General features: G+C 74.7%; 11 protein-coding genes. 2 read left to right on the top strand and 9 right to left on the bottom strand.

Annotated features, from left to right (window positions below; genetic code table 11):
- Positions 1-98: 98 nt before the first annotated feature.
- From AB8735_RS27765 to AB8735_RS27735, 7 genes are all read right to left on the bottom strand, one after another.
- Positions 99-989 (bottom strand): serine protease, encoded by an 891-nt coding sequence (locus tag AB8735_RS27765; protein ID WP_344025362.1) that lies wholly within the window; start codon positions 987-989, stop codon positions 99-101.
- A gap of 134 nt (positions 990-1,123) precedes the next feature.
- Positions 1,124-2,692, bottom strand: a complete 1,569-nt coding sequence (locus AB8735_RS27760) for an RNA polymerase sigma factor (RefSeq protein WP_344025364.1) — start codon at positions 2,690-2,692, stop codon at positions 1,124-1,126.
- A 381-nt stretch (positions 2,693-3,073) separates the two neighbouring features.
- Positions 3,074-4,012 (bottom strand): FCD domain-containing protein, encoded by a 939-nt coding sequence (locus AB8735_RS27755; RefSeq protein WP_344025366.1) that lies wholly within the window; start codon positions 4,010-4,012, stop codon positions 3,074-3,076.
- A gap of 254 nt (positions 4,013-4,266) precedes the next feature.
- On the bottom strand, positions 4,267-6,024 hold the full coding sequence (locus tag AB8735_RS27750) for an ATP-binding cassette domain-containing protein (RefSeq protein WP_372410086.1): 1,758 nt from the start codon (positions 6,022-6,024) through the stop codon (positions 4,267-4,269).
- A 155-nt stretch (positions 6,025-6,179) separates the two neighbouring features.
- Positions 6,180-6,923 carry an NUDIX domain-containing protein gene (locus tag AB8735_RS27745; RefSeq protein ID WP_344025370.1) on the bottom strand — a complete coding sequence of 248 codons (744 nt, stop codon included), beginning with the start codon at positions 6,921-6,923 and terminating at the stop codon, positions 6,180-6,182.
- A gap of 97 nt (positions 6,924-7,020) precedes the next feature.
- On the bottom strand, positions 7,021-9,054 hold the full coding sequence (locus AB8735_RS27740) for a glycogen debranching N-terminal domain-containing protein (RefSeq protein WP_344025372.1): 2,034 nt from the start codon (positions 9,052-9,054) through the stop codon (positions 7,021-7,023).
- 115 nt (positions 9,055-9,169) lie between these two features.
- Complete coding sequence (locus AB8735_RS27735) at positions 9,170-10,552, bottom strand: DUF4192 domain-containing protein (RefSeq protein ID WP_344025374.1); 1,383 nt, start codon at positions 10,550-10,552, stop codon at positions 9,170-9,172.
- 142 nt (positions 10,553-10,694) lie between these two features.
- Here AB8735_RS27735 and AB8735_RS27730 point away from each other — a divergent pair, with 142 nt between their 5' ends.
- Both AB8735_RS27730 and AB8735_RS27725 read left to right on the top strand, forming a co-directional pair.
- Complete coding sequence (locus AB8735_RS27730; RefSeq protein WP_372410084.1) at positions 10,695-12,860, top strand: RecQ family ATP-dependent DNA helicase; 2,166 nt, start codon at positions 10,695-10,697, stop codon at positions 12,858-12,860.
- Positions 12,861-13,076: 216 nt separating this feature from the next.
- Entirely contained in the window at positions 13,077-13,655 is a 579-nt protein-coding gene (locus tag AB8735_RS27725) for a hypothetical protein (RefSeq protein ID WP_372410083.1), read from the top strand.
- Positions 13,656-13,745: 90 nt separating this feature from the next.
- Here AB8735_RS27725 and AB8735_RS27720 read toward each other — a convergent pair whose 3' ends face one another.
- Both AB8735_RS27720 and AB8735_RS27715 read right to left on the bottom strand, forming a co-directional pair.
- Positions 13,746-14,342, bottom strand: a complete 597-nt coding sequence (locus AB8735_RS27720; RefSeq protein ID WP_372410082.1) for a hypothetical protein — start codon at positions 14,340-14,342, stop codon at positions 13,746-13,748.
- A 67-nt stretch (positions 14,343-14,409) separates the two neighbouring features.
- Positions 14,410-15,126, bottom strand: coding sequence for a ribonuclease HII (locus AB8735_RS27715; RefSeq protein WP_372410080.1), 717 nt, complete (start codon positions 15,124-15,126; stop codon positions 14,410-14,412).
- Positions 15,127-15,141 lie beyond the last annotated feature (15 nt).

The following is a 15,141-nucleotide window of genomic DNA, read 5'->3' as shown; positions in this document are numbered from 1 at the left end:
ACGACGAGCGTGCCCCGGCCCTCCACGGCCGGACGGGAACGGGCGGCCCCCACGGGGGAGGCCGCCCGTTCCCGTGGGTTCCTCCGCTTCCGCGCCCCTCACGACGGCACCGCCGGCCGACCGGCCTGAGGCGGGCTCTGACCGCTTGTGGGACGGGCCTCCGGACTGTGCGCCGTGACCATCTTGGAAACGGCGGAGATGCGCGTATAGACCCCGGGACGGCCCGGCTGGGCACAGCCGCTCCCCCACGAGACGATCCCGACCAGCCGTCCGCCGGCCACCAGCGGTCCGCCGCTGTCCCCCTGGCAGGCGTCCCTGCCGCCCTCCGGCCAGCCGGCGCAGAGCATGGACGCCCGGTTGAAGGCGCCCTCCAGCCCTCCGGGATAGGCCTGCTCGCACAGCTCGTCCGCCAGGACCAGCACCGGCGAGCCGTGCAGGGTCTCGGAATAGGCACCGTTGCCGACCGTGTCGCCCCAGCCGTAGACCACGGCCGGTGTGTTCGGCCCGTAGACCGTCTCGCCCCGTTGCGCCATCCCGATCACATGGGTGGCGGGGAGCGGCTGCGCCAGAGTGACGACGCCGATGTCCCCGGCGTTCGTCATCACGTTGAAGCCCGGGTTGGCCCATGCCTCCTGGACGGGCACCTCGGTGCCCTCGGCGCCGCGCAGATTGTCGCGCCCCACGAGCACCCGCAGGTCCTTGATCTCGCGGGGGTCGCTGCCCAGTACTTCGCGGGTGAGACAGTGAGCCGCGGTGACCACGGTCCTGGGCGCCACCACGACTCCGCCGCAGAACTGCCCGGACCTCGTCGGACCGAACCGCTCACGGCTCGCCAGGGCCACCACCCACGGCACGTCGGAGGTCTTCACCGGCTGCCCTCCGACGACCACCCGCCCGTCGGCCACGGGCCGCCCGTCGGCCGCCGTCGAGCCCGGCAGCGCGAGCAGCAGGGCGAGCGCGAGGGCGGACGACCAGCGCAGGGCACGCATACGACCTCCTGACGCGAGGGAGTCCCTTGCACACCCAGAGTCAACCCCGGAAGCCGCCCCCGCATCCGGAAGCGACAGGGCCCGGCCCCTCCGAAGAGGGAACCGGGCCCCGCCATGTCGCCGTGTGCCGCTGCTCAGTCCAGGTAGTCGCGCAGCACCTGGGAGCGCGACGGGTGCCGCAGCTTGGACATCGTCTTCGACTCGATCTGGCGGATGCGCTCGCGCGTCACGCCGTAGACCTTGCCGATCTCGTCGAGGGTCTTGGGCTGGCCGTCGGTGAGGCCGAAGCGCATGGAGACCACGCCCGCCTCGCGCTCGCTCAGGGTGTCCAGGACGGAGTGCAGCTGCTCCTGGAGGAGCGTGAAGCTGACCGCGTCGGCCGGGACGACCGCCTCGGAGTCCTCGATGAGGTCACCGAACTCGCTGTCGCCGTCCTCACCCAGGGGGGTGTGGAGGGAGATCGGCTCACGGCCGTACTTCTGGACCTCGATGACCTTCTCCGGGGTCATGTCGAGCTCCTTGGCCAGCTCCTCCGGGGTGGGCTCGCGGCCCAGGTCCTGGAGCATCTGGCGCTGCACACGGGCGAGCTTGTTGATGACCTCGACCATGTGCACCGGGATACGGATGGTGCGGGCCTGGTCGGCCATCGCGCGGGTGATCGCCTGACGGATCCACCACGTCGCGTACGTGGAGAACTTGTAGCCCTTGGTGTAGTCGAACTTCTCGACCGCGCGGATCAGACCGAGGTTGCCCTCCTGGATCAGGTCCAGGAAGAGCATGCCGCGACCGGTGTAGCGCTTGGCCAGGGAGACGACCAGACGGAGGTTGGCCTCCAGCAGGTGGTTCTTGGCGCGGCGCCCGTCCTCGGCGATGATCTCCAGCTCGCGCTTGAGCTTGGGCGCGAGCTTGTCGGCGTTCGCCAGCTTGTCCTCGGCGAAGAGACCGGCCTCGATGCGCTTGGCGAGCTCCACCTCCTGCTCGGCGTTGAGGAGGGGGACCTTGCCGATCTGCTTGAGGTAGTCCTTGACGGGGTCGGCGGTGGCGCCGGCCACCGCGACCTGCTGCGCGGGAGCGTCGTCCTCGTCCTCGTCGGACAGGACGAAGCCCTTGCTCTCGCCGGTCTCCTCCTCCTCGTCACCCTTGCCCGGGAGCGGGGTCTCCTCGGCCAGCTCGTCCTCGAGCAGCTCGTCGGAGTCCTTCTTGGCGGTGGCCTTCTTGGCCGTCGCCTTCTTGGCGGTGGCCTTCTTGGCCACCGTCTTCTTCGCGGCCGTCTTCTTGGCGGCGGCCTTCTTGACGGGCGCCACGGACTCGTCGCCCGCCTCGTCCCCGTAACCGCCCGCCGCGGAGGCCGCGGAGGAGGCGGCCGCGGTGGACGTCTGCCGGGACGTCACCGTCTTGGAGGAGACGGCCTTGGTGGCGGTGCGCTTCGCCGGGCTCTTCGCTGCGACGCTCTTGCGGGTGCGCTTGGGCGCCTCTGCCGCGCTGACCATCAGCGTCACACCCTCCTCGTCGAGGACCTGGTTGAGGCTGCGCAGGACGTTCTTCCACTGGGTTGGCGGAATCTGGTCAGCCTCGAAGGCCCGACGCACGTCGTCGCCGGCGATCTGCCCCTCGGCCTTTCCCTGCTCGATGAGCGCCATCAGAGACTCGGATTCGGCGATCTCCGGCGGGAGCGTACGGGATGTGCTGGCCGACACGAACAACCTCTCGGAACGATGGAAACGGCTTCCGGCTCCGTCCGCTGCGGACCGGAGCCGACGACCGCCGGCAAGGATGAACCGGCGGCGCGGGCGATAGTGCGGTGCAACACAGCGCCTCGAACGAGGCTTGTATTCCCTCCGCAGCCACCACCTCTTTAGTCATCGCACTGCCTCAAGGAGCGTTACGCCCAATCCCCGTGGCCCGAGTCACACCACATACAGGATGAAATCCCTTCGAACCGGGCGGATTGCTGCGCCTCTCCGCAGCACACCCCAAGACCGGCGGCGCGTTCGCCGCCCGCACGCGCCCTCAACGGCCGTACGCGCGGGGCGGACGAGCAGTCCCGCGCGTACTTCCCTGTCCGTACGGCCCCGCTCCCGCGGTCAGTGCTCGCGCGGGGCGGGCACCACGCGCTCGACCTCCGGGTGGGAGACGAGGAGCTGGCGCATCGCCGATTCGGCGGCGGCGGCGTCACCGGCGCCGACGGCGTCGACGATCCGCAGGTGGTGCCCCACGCCGGTGTCGGTGGGCCGGTCGCAGCCGCCGGCCGACGCACCCGAGACGTGGAGGGCGGCGGAGACGATGCCCGAGAGGTGCTCGAGCATGCGGTTGCCGGCGACCTGGAGGAGCAGGGTGTGGAACTCGGCGTCCGCGCGGGAGAAGGTGAGCGAGTCACCCTGCGCCAGGGCGTGCCCCATGATCTCCGCCATGTCGGCGAGCCGCTGCTGGACGTCCTCGCGGCCGTGCCCCGCGGCCAGCCGGGCGGCCAGCGGCTCGATGATCCAGCGCAGCTCGCACAGCTCCCGGCGCTGGTCGTCGCGCTGTGGGCCGAAGGCCCGCCACTCGATGATGTCCGGGTCGAGGAGGTTCCAGTCACTGACCGGACGGACCCGGGTGCCGACGTTGGGGCGGGCGCTGACCAGGCCCTTGGCCTCGAGGACGCGCAGCGACTCGCGGACGACGGTGCGGGAGACTTCGAAGCGCTGCCCGATCTCCTCCGGGACGAGCGGGCGGTCGGCGCCCAGGTCGCCGGAGACGATCATCTGCCCCAGCTGCTGTACGAGCTGGCCGTGCAGCCCCCGGCCGCGGCTGCCGGCCGCCCGGCGCCCGGCGCGCCCCAGCTCCGCGTCGCCGTCCCAGGCGTGCGCGGAGCCGCGGTCGGCCCCGGGGGCCTCTGCGTAGGAGTATCGGTCGAGCTCGCCCGGGCCCGTCAGGCCGGAGTCGGCGGGGCGAGCCGCGGTCATCATGGTGTGCGCAAGGGTACTCACGCTTCCTTTGTCGGCGACGGGCCGACATGCCTTGAGGTCTTTGGTGAAAAGCACACGAAAGGGTGATCGCCCATTACCTCACAATTGACGCCCAAACGGACACAACCGGGCACCCTTCGGAGTTGAGCAAGTACGCAGAGCAACGACGGTGAGCCTCCCGGGCATGCCGGCGGAGGGGTACCCAGGGGCATATCCCCGGCTCATGACGACCACCTTTCCCTCTCGCCCGACGAACGGATTGTCACTCTGCGTCGGCATCGCACCGGCGCGACGGGCCGGGCCTGCCCCTCGTCCGCACTAGCACAGCCTCAGCGCGGCCGCCCGCGCAGCAGCGTGAGGACGTACGCCCCGAGCAACCCGGTGAGCGAGAGGACCAGAGCCCAGCCGACGGGCTGGGAGATCACCCGCAGCGCTGTCGAGAGACCCTCGTCCATGCCGGCCGGCCACTGCAGCAGGGCCGTGGAGCGCAGCCGCTCGGGAAGCCCCGCGAGGGACCGGGCGGCGGGCCGGGCCAGGACGGCACTCACCATCGGCACCACCAGCGCCGGGACCACCAGGACCGCCATCAGCCCCAGGATCGTCGAGCGGAACAGACCCGCCGCGAGCAGCCCGGCCCAGGCACAGCCGAGCGTGAGCGCGGACCAGCCGACGAGGGCGGTGCCCCAGGCCGCCGGGAGGACGGTCACGGTGTCGCCGAAGAGCAGCCGCACCGCTCCGGCGCCCAGGGCGACCGAGGCGAGCGCCAGCAGCAGGGCGGCGGCGGCCGTGACGACGAGCTTGCCGCCCAGCAGGGCCAGGCGTCGCGGCACGCTGCCCACGTCGGGGGCCAGGGCGGGGTAGCGGAACTCCTGGCCGAAGGCGATCGCACCGAGCACACCGGCGCCCAGGGCCGCGGGCGGCAGCGGGAGCGGGGCGGGCCAGCCCGCGAGCAGGCTGAGGACCGGCGCCCCGGCGCGGGCCAGGAGCACCGAGGCCACCAGCGAGAGCAGGAGCGAGGAGGCCACCACGATCCATCCCGTCCGCACGCCGGCGGCACGGCGCAGTTCGTAGCGGAGCGGCCAGACCGGGGCGGGAGCGGGGAGCGGTGGCTGGATGCGGGCGAAGGGTTCCTGCCCGTCGTCCGCTTCGGGGTCGGCGTCGGGCGGGCGGCGGCCGTCGACGCGCTGCAGCGGGGGCAGGGGGGCGGTGTCGATCTCCTCGGCGAGCCGGTGCACCAGGATGCCGTGCCGGTGCGCGGTCTCCCCGACCGCGGCGCAGCTGCGGCCGTAGACGGACAGCGTGCTGCCGCCGTCGTGGACGACCTCCACGGGAGGGGTGTCGGGGACCGGCTCGGCGCTCTCGGACTCCGCCGCGATGACGTGCGCGAGACGGGCGGCCGACGGCGACTGGACGGCGACCTTGGGCCGCAGCCGGGCCCGGGCGAAGACGGTGGCCTCCTGGTCGGCGACCAGGCGGCCGCGGTGGATGGTGACCACCTGGTCGCCCAGACGTGCCGCTTCCCCGGGCGAGGACGAGGTGACGAGGACGGCGCCGCCCTGTTCCGCGTAGCCGCGCAGGAGACCGTGGAGCCAGGAAGTCTCCCGCGGGGAGAGACCGGCGGCCGGTTCGTCGAGCAGAAGGGTGTGGGGGTCGCCGAGCAGGGCCGCGGCGAGGCCGAGACGGCGGTCCATGCCGTGGGAGAAGTCGCCGATGCGCCGGCCGGCCAGACCGCTGAGGCCGACGACGTCCAGCACCTCGTCAGCGCGGCCGGGCGGGACGCCGGCGGCCGCGCCGAGCATGCGCAGATGGCCGCGGGCGGTGCGGGCGGGGTGACCGGGGACGTCGCCGAGGAGCACGCCGACCTCGCGGACCGGGTGAGCGACACGGTCGAGGCTGCGGCCGCGGAAGAGCGCGATGCCGCGGCCGGGGTCGAGGCGGAGCATCAGGCGCAGGGCGCTGGTCTTGCCCGCCCCGGACTCGCCGAGGAGGACGGTGACGCGCCCCGGACGGGCCTCGAAGGTGAGGTCGTCGACGGCGGGGGGTCGGTTGCGACGGGGGACGCTGGTCAGTCCGATGGCCTGGATCATGACTTCCCTCGCGGGGCGTGGGCATCTCGCGCGGGCGTCGTGGGACGCGCGGGAACGTGGGACGTTCCGCAGCACGGTAACCCGATATGTCCTATTTGCTGCGGAACGCGGTGCCCGGGAGGGTCGTGTCCCGCCCCTCGCGGGCGGGTCGGCGGCTACGCCTCGGGGCGCAGCATGGGCGGGTTCAGCAGAGTGGCCCCGCCGGCACGGAAGAGCTGCGCCGGACGGCCGCCCTGACGGGTCGTCGTGCCGCCGGTGGGCACCAGGAAGCCCGGGGTGCCGGTGACCTTGCGGTGGAAATTGCGCGGGTCGAGGGACACGCCCCAGACCGCCTCGTAGACCCGGCGCAGCTCTCCGACGGTGAACTCCTGGGGGCAGAAGGCGGTGGCCAGGGAGGAGTACTCGATCTTGGAGCGGGCGCGCTCCACCCCGTCGGCGAGGATGCGGGCGTGGTCGAAGGCGAGGGGGGCGGCCTCCTCCCCTTCCTGTCCCAGCAGATCTTCCACCGGGGCCCAGCGCACGCTGTGCGCGTCGCCGCCGGCCCGCGGGGCCGGCAGGTCGGGGGCGAGCGCGAGGTGCGCCACGCTGACCACCCGCATGCGGGGGTCGCGCCGGGGGTCGCCGTAGGTGGCGAGCTGCTCGAGGTGCGCGGCGTTGGCGGGAGCCGGGCAGGCCGGGTCGTGGACGTGCAGCCCGGTCTCCTCGGCCAGCTCCCTGGCGGCGGCCGTCGCCAGGTCCTCGTCGCCCCGGACGAACCCGCCCGGCAGCGCCCACCGGCCCTGGAAGGGGGGTTCGCCGCGGCGTACGGCCAGTGCGCACAGGGAATGGCGGCGCACGGTGAGCACGACCAGGTCGACGGTGACGGCGAAGGGCGGGAAGGCCGACGGGTCGTAGGGCATGACGCGATCATAGTCGTCTGCCTGACGATAATCAGGTCCTTGTCCATCGCCGGCCGCGAGCGGCGACGGGCCTCCGGTGAGCCCGGTGCGCATGCGTTCACACCCCCAGTTGGAGGCCGTCGGCGGCCTCCTCGACCATGCCGAGGCCCAGTCTGCTGACCCGTACGGCGAACGGCCGCCCGGCCACGCTCAACCCCGTGAAGCGCAGGGCACCGAGCGGCGCCGAGCCGGGCGGACGGACGGTCACCCCGCCGGCCGGAACGTCCGGCCGCACGCCGGCGAAGGCCGTCAGCACCTGGACCGCGCCCGCGGCGGCCACGGCCGCGGGCCGGCAGGCCGCCGGATGCGGCAGCGGGGAGCTCCCGGCGGTGCGCTGCTCGCCCGCGTACATCTCCGGCAGCCGGTGGCCGAAGGTCTCGGCGGCGTCGAGCACCCCGCGCGCCAGGGCACCCGCCTCCCGCTCGAACCCGGCGGCCGCGAGCCCCGCCACCGCCACGGCCGTCTCGTGGACACGCACGGCTCCGCCGCGGTGCCCGAACGGATTGTGTCCGGGCTCCTTCGTGCCCAGGCTGCGCAGGCCCCAGCCGGAGTCGAGGGGCGGGCTGCCGAGGAGCCGGGCGAGCTGCTCGGTGCGCACCCGGTCCAGCAGCCCGGGGGCGAAGGCGCCCGCCGCGGTCAGGCCGGTGTCGAGAAGGTGGGCGGCGGCACACCCCAGGTGCGGTATCGGGCGTCCGTCGGGGGTGACGGCCGCTGCCGGGCGACCGCCGCCGCGGTCCTCGACCCAGAAGTCCTCGCGGAAGCGGCGCCGGAGGTCCGCCGCCCAGTCCCGCCACTCCCGGGCTCCGGGACGGCCGTGGGCCTCCAGCAGGTCGGCGCCGAGCAGGGCCGCCCGATGGGCGTGCGCCTGGACCTCGCAGCGATACGGCCCGCCGGGATGGGGATCGGCGAGATAGCCGCCCTCACCGGCCGCCGTGCGCAGCCAGGCCAGACACCGCTCCGCGGCCGGCAGCAGCGGCTCCAGCTCCTGGCCGGGCAGACCCCACCGCCATGCCTCGGCGAGCACGGCCGGGAACAGGAGCGTCGCTTCGACACCGGTGCACCCCGGGGGCAGATGGGCCCCGGCGTGCCGCAGGGCACCGGGGATGCGGCCCCGGTCGGGGCCCGGGCCGGGGAGCTGGGTGCGGGCCAGGGTGCGCAGCGTTCCGGCGGCGAGCCGCACCCCGAGGGGCAGTGTCATCCGGGCCGCCCACAGGGCCTCGGCGGGGGCGAGCCGGCCGCAGCGCCAGGGCACGCCGGCGGCGAGGTGGACGTCGCCCGGGATCTGCCGGTCACGCACCAGGAGGGCTCGGAGGTCGTCGAGGGCGGTGGCGAACAGGGCGGTGGTCCGGGCATCGTCGCCCTCCGCCTGGGCGTCGCCCCAGGGGACGCCGCCACGGGCCGCGGGGCCGGGGGCGGGGAGTGGCCGGCCGGGCACCTCCGGGCGGACTCGGAGCTCGATGCTCTGCGTACCGCCGGGGGGCAGCCGTATCTCCCAGCACAGCAGTCCCGCCGAGGCCAGGGCGTCGTCGGGAGCCGGGTCGGCCGTCACCACCGCGTCCAGGCCGGGGGCCGACCAGCGCAGGCCGGAGGCGTGCACGGCGGCGGGGAGCTCGGGAGCGGCGGCGCCCGTGGCGACGGCGCCCAGCTCGGCGAGGTCGGTCCCGAGGGACACCTCGACGCCGAGCCGCGTCTCCCGGGCCGCGGCGCTGCGCAGCGTGATGCGCTCGACGCCCTCGGCGTCGCGGAGCCGCTCCACGGTGACGGCCGGGTCGGGCCCCTCGTCCGCGGCGGTCCGCACCGTGCCCACGAAACGGGCCCGGCCCGCGTCCGTCAGCCGTCCCTGGAGCGGCACCGGCTCGGCGCCGTCCACTCTGATCGCGCACCGTGCGAGCAGCCGCCGCCCGTTCCGGTAGAAGCCGTCGAGACCCTGGCCGGTGAGCTGGCCCTGTTCCCCGGAGATCGCGAGTGCGGGGAGGGCGACGCAGATCAGCGCCGCGTGCACCGGCTGCGGGCCCGGGGGGCGGGCGGGGCCGGGGCGGCGGGGCCCCGCCGGGCGGGGGACGGAGGGGGTGTGGGCGGCGGTGCCTTGCACGGGTCTGCGCTCCCTGTGAGAGGTCACGGGCCGGGACGACGGATGCGGACGGAGGGCCACTCAGGTGAACGGCACGGGCACCGCCGGGGTCACGGGAGCCCGGACGTGTCCCCGGTCACTTTCGGTCGCGGGCCGCCCGCCGCCCCGGCTGCCGGCGGACACGGGGCTTTCCCTCCGGGCCGCCCGCCGCCGTGCCGCGCGACGGGCCCGGGCGGGCCGTGTCGCCCTGCGGCTTGCGGCGCCGGACGCCGGACACCGCCCGGCCCGGTCCGTCCCCCTCCACGGCCCCGCCGTCCGGGCGGGCGCGTCGCTCCGCGGCGGCACAGGCGGCGTCGAGGACCGCCCGGTCGGCCCGTTCCTGGCGCAGGCAGTCGCGCAGGGCCTCGGGGTCGAGGCCCTCGTTGCAGGCGTGGTGGAGGAGCTGGGCGAAGAGGTAGTCGGGGTCGGCGGTCAGCGCGCGGCCGAAGGCGACCTTCGCCTCGGTGTGCTCGCCGCCGGCCCAGGCGACCCAGCCCGCCAGGGTCAGCGGCGCGGCGGCGTGCTCCGAGTAGGGCGGGACGCAGCGGCGGGCGAGTGCGCGCCACAGCCGCAGGATGGCGGGCAGCCGCGGGCCTTCCATCCACTCGGCGGCGCGGTCCCGGGCGATGCGGTCCTGGAGGCCGAGGACGATCGCCGCCGCCTCGTCGGCGGAGACCAGGCCGTCGTCCCGCGCGTCCGCCTCCGCGGGTGCGCCGGCGGGCGGGGTGCCGTCGAAGCGCAGCAGGACCAGCTCGGCCAGGTCCAGCGTCTCCCGCCGCACGGTCTCGTACTCGGCACCGAGCATGCGCGGGACGAGCTCGGCCGCGGCGGCGTCCAGGGCGCGCCGCTGCTCCTCGGCCGCCTGTCCGCCGAGCGGTGCGAGCCGTGCCTCCATCTCGCGCAGGGATCCTCCGACCCTCATCCCCGCATAGGCCGCGGCGGCGGCCATGACCGAGGTGCCGGGCATCGTCCGGGGCGTGCCGTCGGGCGGACAGCAGCGGGTGTCGGAGCAGCAGTACGACCAGAAGCGCCCGCCGGACAGGCACAGCGCCTCGTACACGGGCACGTCGAGGCCGCCGCAGGCGATCCGCAGGTGCTGGGCGAGCGGTCGCAGCCGCTCCATGACGGCTTGGCCGGTCTCCCCGGCCGCGGGGTCCTGGCAGAGGTAGAGCACGATCCCGTCCGGTGCGGTGCCCCGCTTCGTGGTGGCCGTGACGAGGGTGCGGGCGAGCTGGTCGGAGACGAACGGCCATTCTCCGGGGTCCGCCGGGATACCGAGCCTGAGCCGGCCTCCGAAGCGCTTGCGCTCGCCGTGGAGCGCCATCATGACGATGCTGTCGTCGGGGTGGAAGCCGAGCAAGTACGGGAGCGCATCGGCCAGTTCGGCCGGGGTGCGCAGGGTGACGTGGTTTTCCGGCGGCGGTCCCCAGGCGGAGGACGGCAGGGGTGAGGGGCCGGCTGATTCGTTGTGGTGGGCCATGGCCCGAAGAGTCCCGCAGGTGCGCAAGAACCCGCCAGGCCTGTGGATATCGCGGATATTGTCCTACTAATACCTGTGGACGAAGGGCTCCCCTTCACCGCTTCATTCGCGCGTTGTCAGTGGCCTCGTGTTGCATGGGGTCATGAGCAACGAAGCCCTCCGTACCGCCGCCGATGCCGTCCTCGCCCGTCTCGTGGGCGACACCACCGGCACCGCCGTGCTGCGCGAGGACCAGTGGCGGGCGATCGAGGCCCTGGTGGCCGACCACCGCCGGGCCCTGGTCGTCCAGCGCACCGGGTGGGGCAAGTCCGCGGTGTACTTCGTGGCCACCGCGCTGCTGCGCGAGCGCGGCAGCGGTCCCACCGTGATCGTCTCCCCGCTGCTCGCGCTGATGCGCAACCAGGTGGAGGCCGCGGCCCGGGCCGGCATCCACGCGCGCACGATCAACTCCGCCAACCCCGAGGAGTGGGACACCGTCCAGGCCGAGGTCGCGGCCGGCGAGGTGGACGTGCTGCTCGTCTCGCCGGAGCGGCTGAACAACCCGGACTTCCGGGACAACGTCCTGCCCAAGCTCGCCGCCGCCACGGGTCTCCTGGTGGTGGACGAGGCCCACTGCATCTCCGACTGGGGCCACGACTTCCGCCCCGACTACCGCCGGCTGCGCACCATGCTCGCCGAGCTGCCCCCGGGCGTCCCCGTGCTCGCCACCACCGCCACGGCCAACGCCCGCGTCACCGCGGACGTCGCCGAGCAGCTGGGCACCGGCGAGGGCACCGAACGGGCACTCGTGCTGCGGGGGCCGCTGGACCGGGAGAGCCTGAGCCTCGGCGTCCTGAGCCTCCCGGACGCGGCCCACCGGCTGGCCTGGCTCGCCGACCACCTCGCCGAGCTGCCCGGCTCCGGGATCATCTACACCCTGACCGTCGCCGCCGCCGAGGAGGTGACGGCGTTCCTGCGCCGCCGAGGGCACGCCGTCACCGCGTACACCGGCAAGACGGAGAACGCCGACCGCCAGCAGGCGGAGGAGGACCTGCTCGCCAACCGGGTCAAGGCCCTGGTCGCGACGTCCGCCCTCGGCATGGGCTTCGACAAGCCCGACCTGGGCTTCGTCGTCCACCTGGGCTCGCCCTCCTCCCCCATCGCCTACTACCAGCAGGTGGGCCGCGCCGGGCGCGGTGTCGAGCACGCGGAGGTGCTGCTGCTCCCCGGCCGGGAGGACGAGGCGATCTGGACCTACTTCGCGTCGCTGGCCTTCCCGCCCGAGGCCCAGGTGCGCCGCACGCTGGACGTGCTGGCCGCCGCGGACCGCCCGCTCTCGCTCCCCGCCCTGGAGCCGCTCGTGGAGCTGCGCCGCTCCCGGCTGGAGACCATGCTCAAGGTCCTCGACGTGGACGGCGCCGTCCACCGGGTGCGCGGCGGCTGGACGGCCACGGGCCGGCCGTGGACGTACGACGCCGAGCGCTACGCCTGGGTGGCCCGGCAGCGCGCGGCCGAGCAGCAGGCCATGCGCGACTACGCGACGACACAGCAGTGCCGGATGGAGTTCCTGCGCCGGCAGCTCGACGACGAGCAGGCGGCCCCCTGCGGCCGCTGCGACAACTGCGCGGGCCCGCGCTTCGGCACCGGGGTCTCGCAGGAGGCGCTCGACTCCTCCCGCGGCGAGCTGGGCCGGCCGGGGGTGGAGGTCGAGCCGCGCCGGATGTGGCCCACGGGCATGGCCGCGGTCGGGGTGGACCTCAAGGGCCGCATCCCGCCGGGCGACCAGGCCGCTCCCGGCCGTGCGCTTGGGCGGCTCTCCGACATCGGCTGGGGGAACCGGCTCCGCCCCCTGCTGGCGCCGCACACACCGGACGGCCGGATTCCGGACGATGTCGCCGCCGCGGTGGTCACGGTGCTCGCCGACTGGGCCCGGGGGCCCGGCGGTTGGGCCTCCGGCGCCCCGGACGCCCTCGCCCGGCCGGTGGGCGTGGTCACCGTGGACTCCCGCACCAGACCGCAGTTGATCAGGTCGCTCGGCGAACACATCGCGTCGGTGGGGCGCATGCCCCTGCTCGGCTCGGTGGAGTACCGCGCCGAGATGACGGACGCCCCTGTTCCGCGCAGCAACAGCGCCCAGCGGCTGCGCGCGCTGGACGGGGCGCTGGCCGTGCCGCCCGGCCTCGCCTCGGCGCTGGCCTCGGCGGAAGGGCCGGTGCTGCTCGTGGACGACCTGATGGAGACCGGCTGGACGCTGGCCGTGGCCGCGCGGCTGCTGCGGCGGGCCGGGGCGGACCAGGTGTTCCCCCTGGTGCTGGCCGTGCAGGGCTGACCGGGAGAGGCGGGGGCGGGCGGCGGAGGACCGGATGCGGACCGCCGGATACCGGTCAGTGGCGTCAATTGATCGTTGCCGTACGGCGGGTGGGGCCGCGAGAATTGAACCGGCTCCCCGCTCCCGCCCGTTCGCGGCTCACCGGGCTGCCGTCTCCTGATGCTCGTTGCCGATTCCCCGTGCGGACGCGCCGGGGGCGCAGACGAAGGGAGAACCATGGCCTTCGGTCCCGCTCCGCCCCGGTCCGCCGGCCCGGCTCCACGCCCCGGCCGGCTGCTCGAACCCGCCGAATGGGCCGCCGCCGGAATTCCCCTGCTGCGCAACCCCCGTGAGGTCGTCACCGGGTTGCACGCCCGGCACCTGCCGACGCCCTCCACGGCCGTGGTCGCCGTCCTCGGTCCCGACGAACGGCTGGCGGCCAGCGCCTCCTTCACCCGCAGGGCCGATGCGCCCGACGGCTGGGAACTGCGCAACGAACTCCTCGCCCAGCTGCGCCGGGTGATCCCGCACGATCTGCGCAGGCGCTCGCCGGTACGGACGGCCGTACTGCTCTACTGCCGGGAGGGGGACGGCCGTTGGACCGAGGAGGACGGCGCCTGGATGTGGGGGCTCCGTGACGCCTGCACCCTGCACGGGCTGCGCTGCGGCGCGTATATCACCCTGACGGGAGCGGGCTGGCGGATCCTCGGTGAAGGCCGCAGCGGACGGCGCCCGCGGTCGGCCGCGCGCCCCGCCGTGCCCCTGGACACCGGCTGCCCGGAGTCCGCCCTGCACCGCCACGTCGCGGCGCGCTGACCTACCGGCAGGGCACCACCCGGCCCGGAGGAACGCGAGAGCGCCCCGCGGGCCGTGTGCCCGTGGGGACGCCGACGCGCGGGCGGGTCGTCAGACGCCCACGGACAGCAGGGCGTTGACCCGCTGCGGATCGCCACAGACGACCAGCAGGGCACCCGCCCGCTTCAGTGCCGCGGGCAGCGCCCGGGTCACCTCGGCGTCCGCGCCGCCGTTGACGGCGACGACCACGACCGGACGGCCGGCCGACCGGTCCGCCGCGGCGTCGGCGTAGAAGACGTCGTCCACGGCGTCCTGCTGCGCCCAGTAGGACGCCTCGCCGAAGGACAGCTCGTGCGCGGCCCAGGGGTGGGGACCGCCGGTGGTGAGCACCAGGATCTCGCCGGGGGCGCGACCGCTGTCGAGCAGCAGGTCGACGGCCTCGTCCGCGGCGTCCAGGGCACCCTCCGCCGGAGCGGGGATCAGCTGGATCTGCGGAGCGGAGGCCGGTCCGGCGGCCTCCGGCCCGTGCGCGGCGCGCCGGGCCGGAGGCGCCGGCACGGCGCGCGCACCGGGGTTGCCGGGGCGGGGAGCCGCCGGACGGGGACCAGGAACGGGTCGGGGGGTCGGCGCGGTGCGGCCGGCGGCCGGCACGGTGCGGGGACCCGGGACACTCTCGTGAATCTGAGGCTCCTCGGGGATGAGAGGCATGGGTTGATATCTATCAAACGCCGGTGCGAGTCGCGTCGGCGGGTGGTGCTTTGGCGGTCAGAAGCGGTCAGAAGTCGAAGCCGAGCTGACCACCGGCCTCCAAAGCGTTCTCACGGGCCGTCGCCCCTTCGGGGACGAGGCGCGGCCGCTTGAGGTGCTGCCACCGGGGCAGCGCGTCGAGATAGGCCCACGACAACCGGTGGTACGGCGTGGGCCCCAGCCGCTCCAGGGCGGCCCGGTGCACCGGCGAGGGGTACCCGGCGTTGTCGGAGAACCCGAAGTCGGCGTGCCCGTCCCCCAGTTCGGCCATCAGTCCGTCGCGCTGGACCTTGGCGATCACCGAGGCCGCGGCCACGGCCACACAGGACTGGTCGCCCTTGATGACCGTGCGGACCCTCCAGGGATCACCGAGGTAGTCGTGCTTGCCGTCGAGGATGACCGCGTCCGGCCGCACCGGCAGGGCGTCCAGCGCGCGGGTGGCGGCCAGCCGGAGCGCCGCCGTCATCCCCTGGGCGTCGATCTCCTCGGGGGAGGCTTCGCCCAGGGCGTAGGCCGTGACCCAGGTCTCCAGCTGCCGGGCGAGCACGAGGCGCCGCTTGGGGGTCAGCAGCTTGGAGTCGGTGAGCCCCTCCGGCGGCCTGCGCAGACCCGTGACGGCCGCGCACACCGTGACCGGCCCGGCCCAGGCACCCCGGCCGACCTCGTCGACGCCGGCGACGACCTTGGCTCCCGTCGTCGCTCGCAGGGAGCGCTCGACGCTGTGGGTGGGCGGTTGGTAGGGCATGGCGCCAGCAAGGGT

It is taken from the genome of Streptomyces luteireticuli (assembly GCF_041519305.1).
GTDB lineage: Bacteria > Actinomycetota > Actinomycetes > Streptomycetales > Streptomycetaceae > Streptomyces > Streptomyces luteireticuli.
Note: the sequence above shows the minus strand (reverse complement) of the source record. Positions and strands in the feature narration are given on the sequence as shown.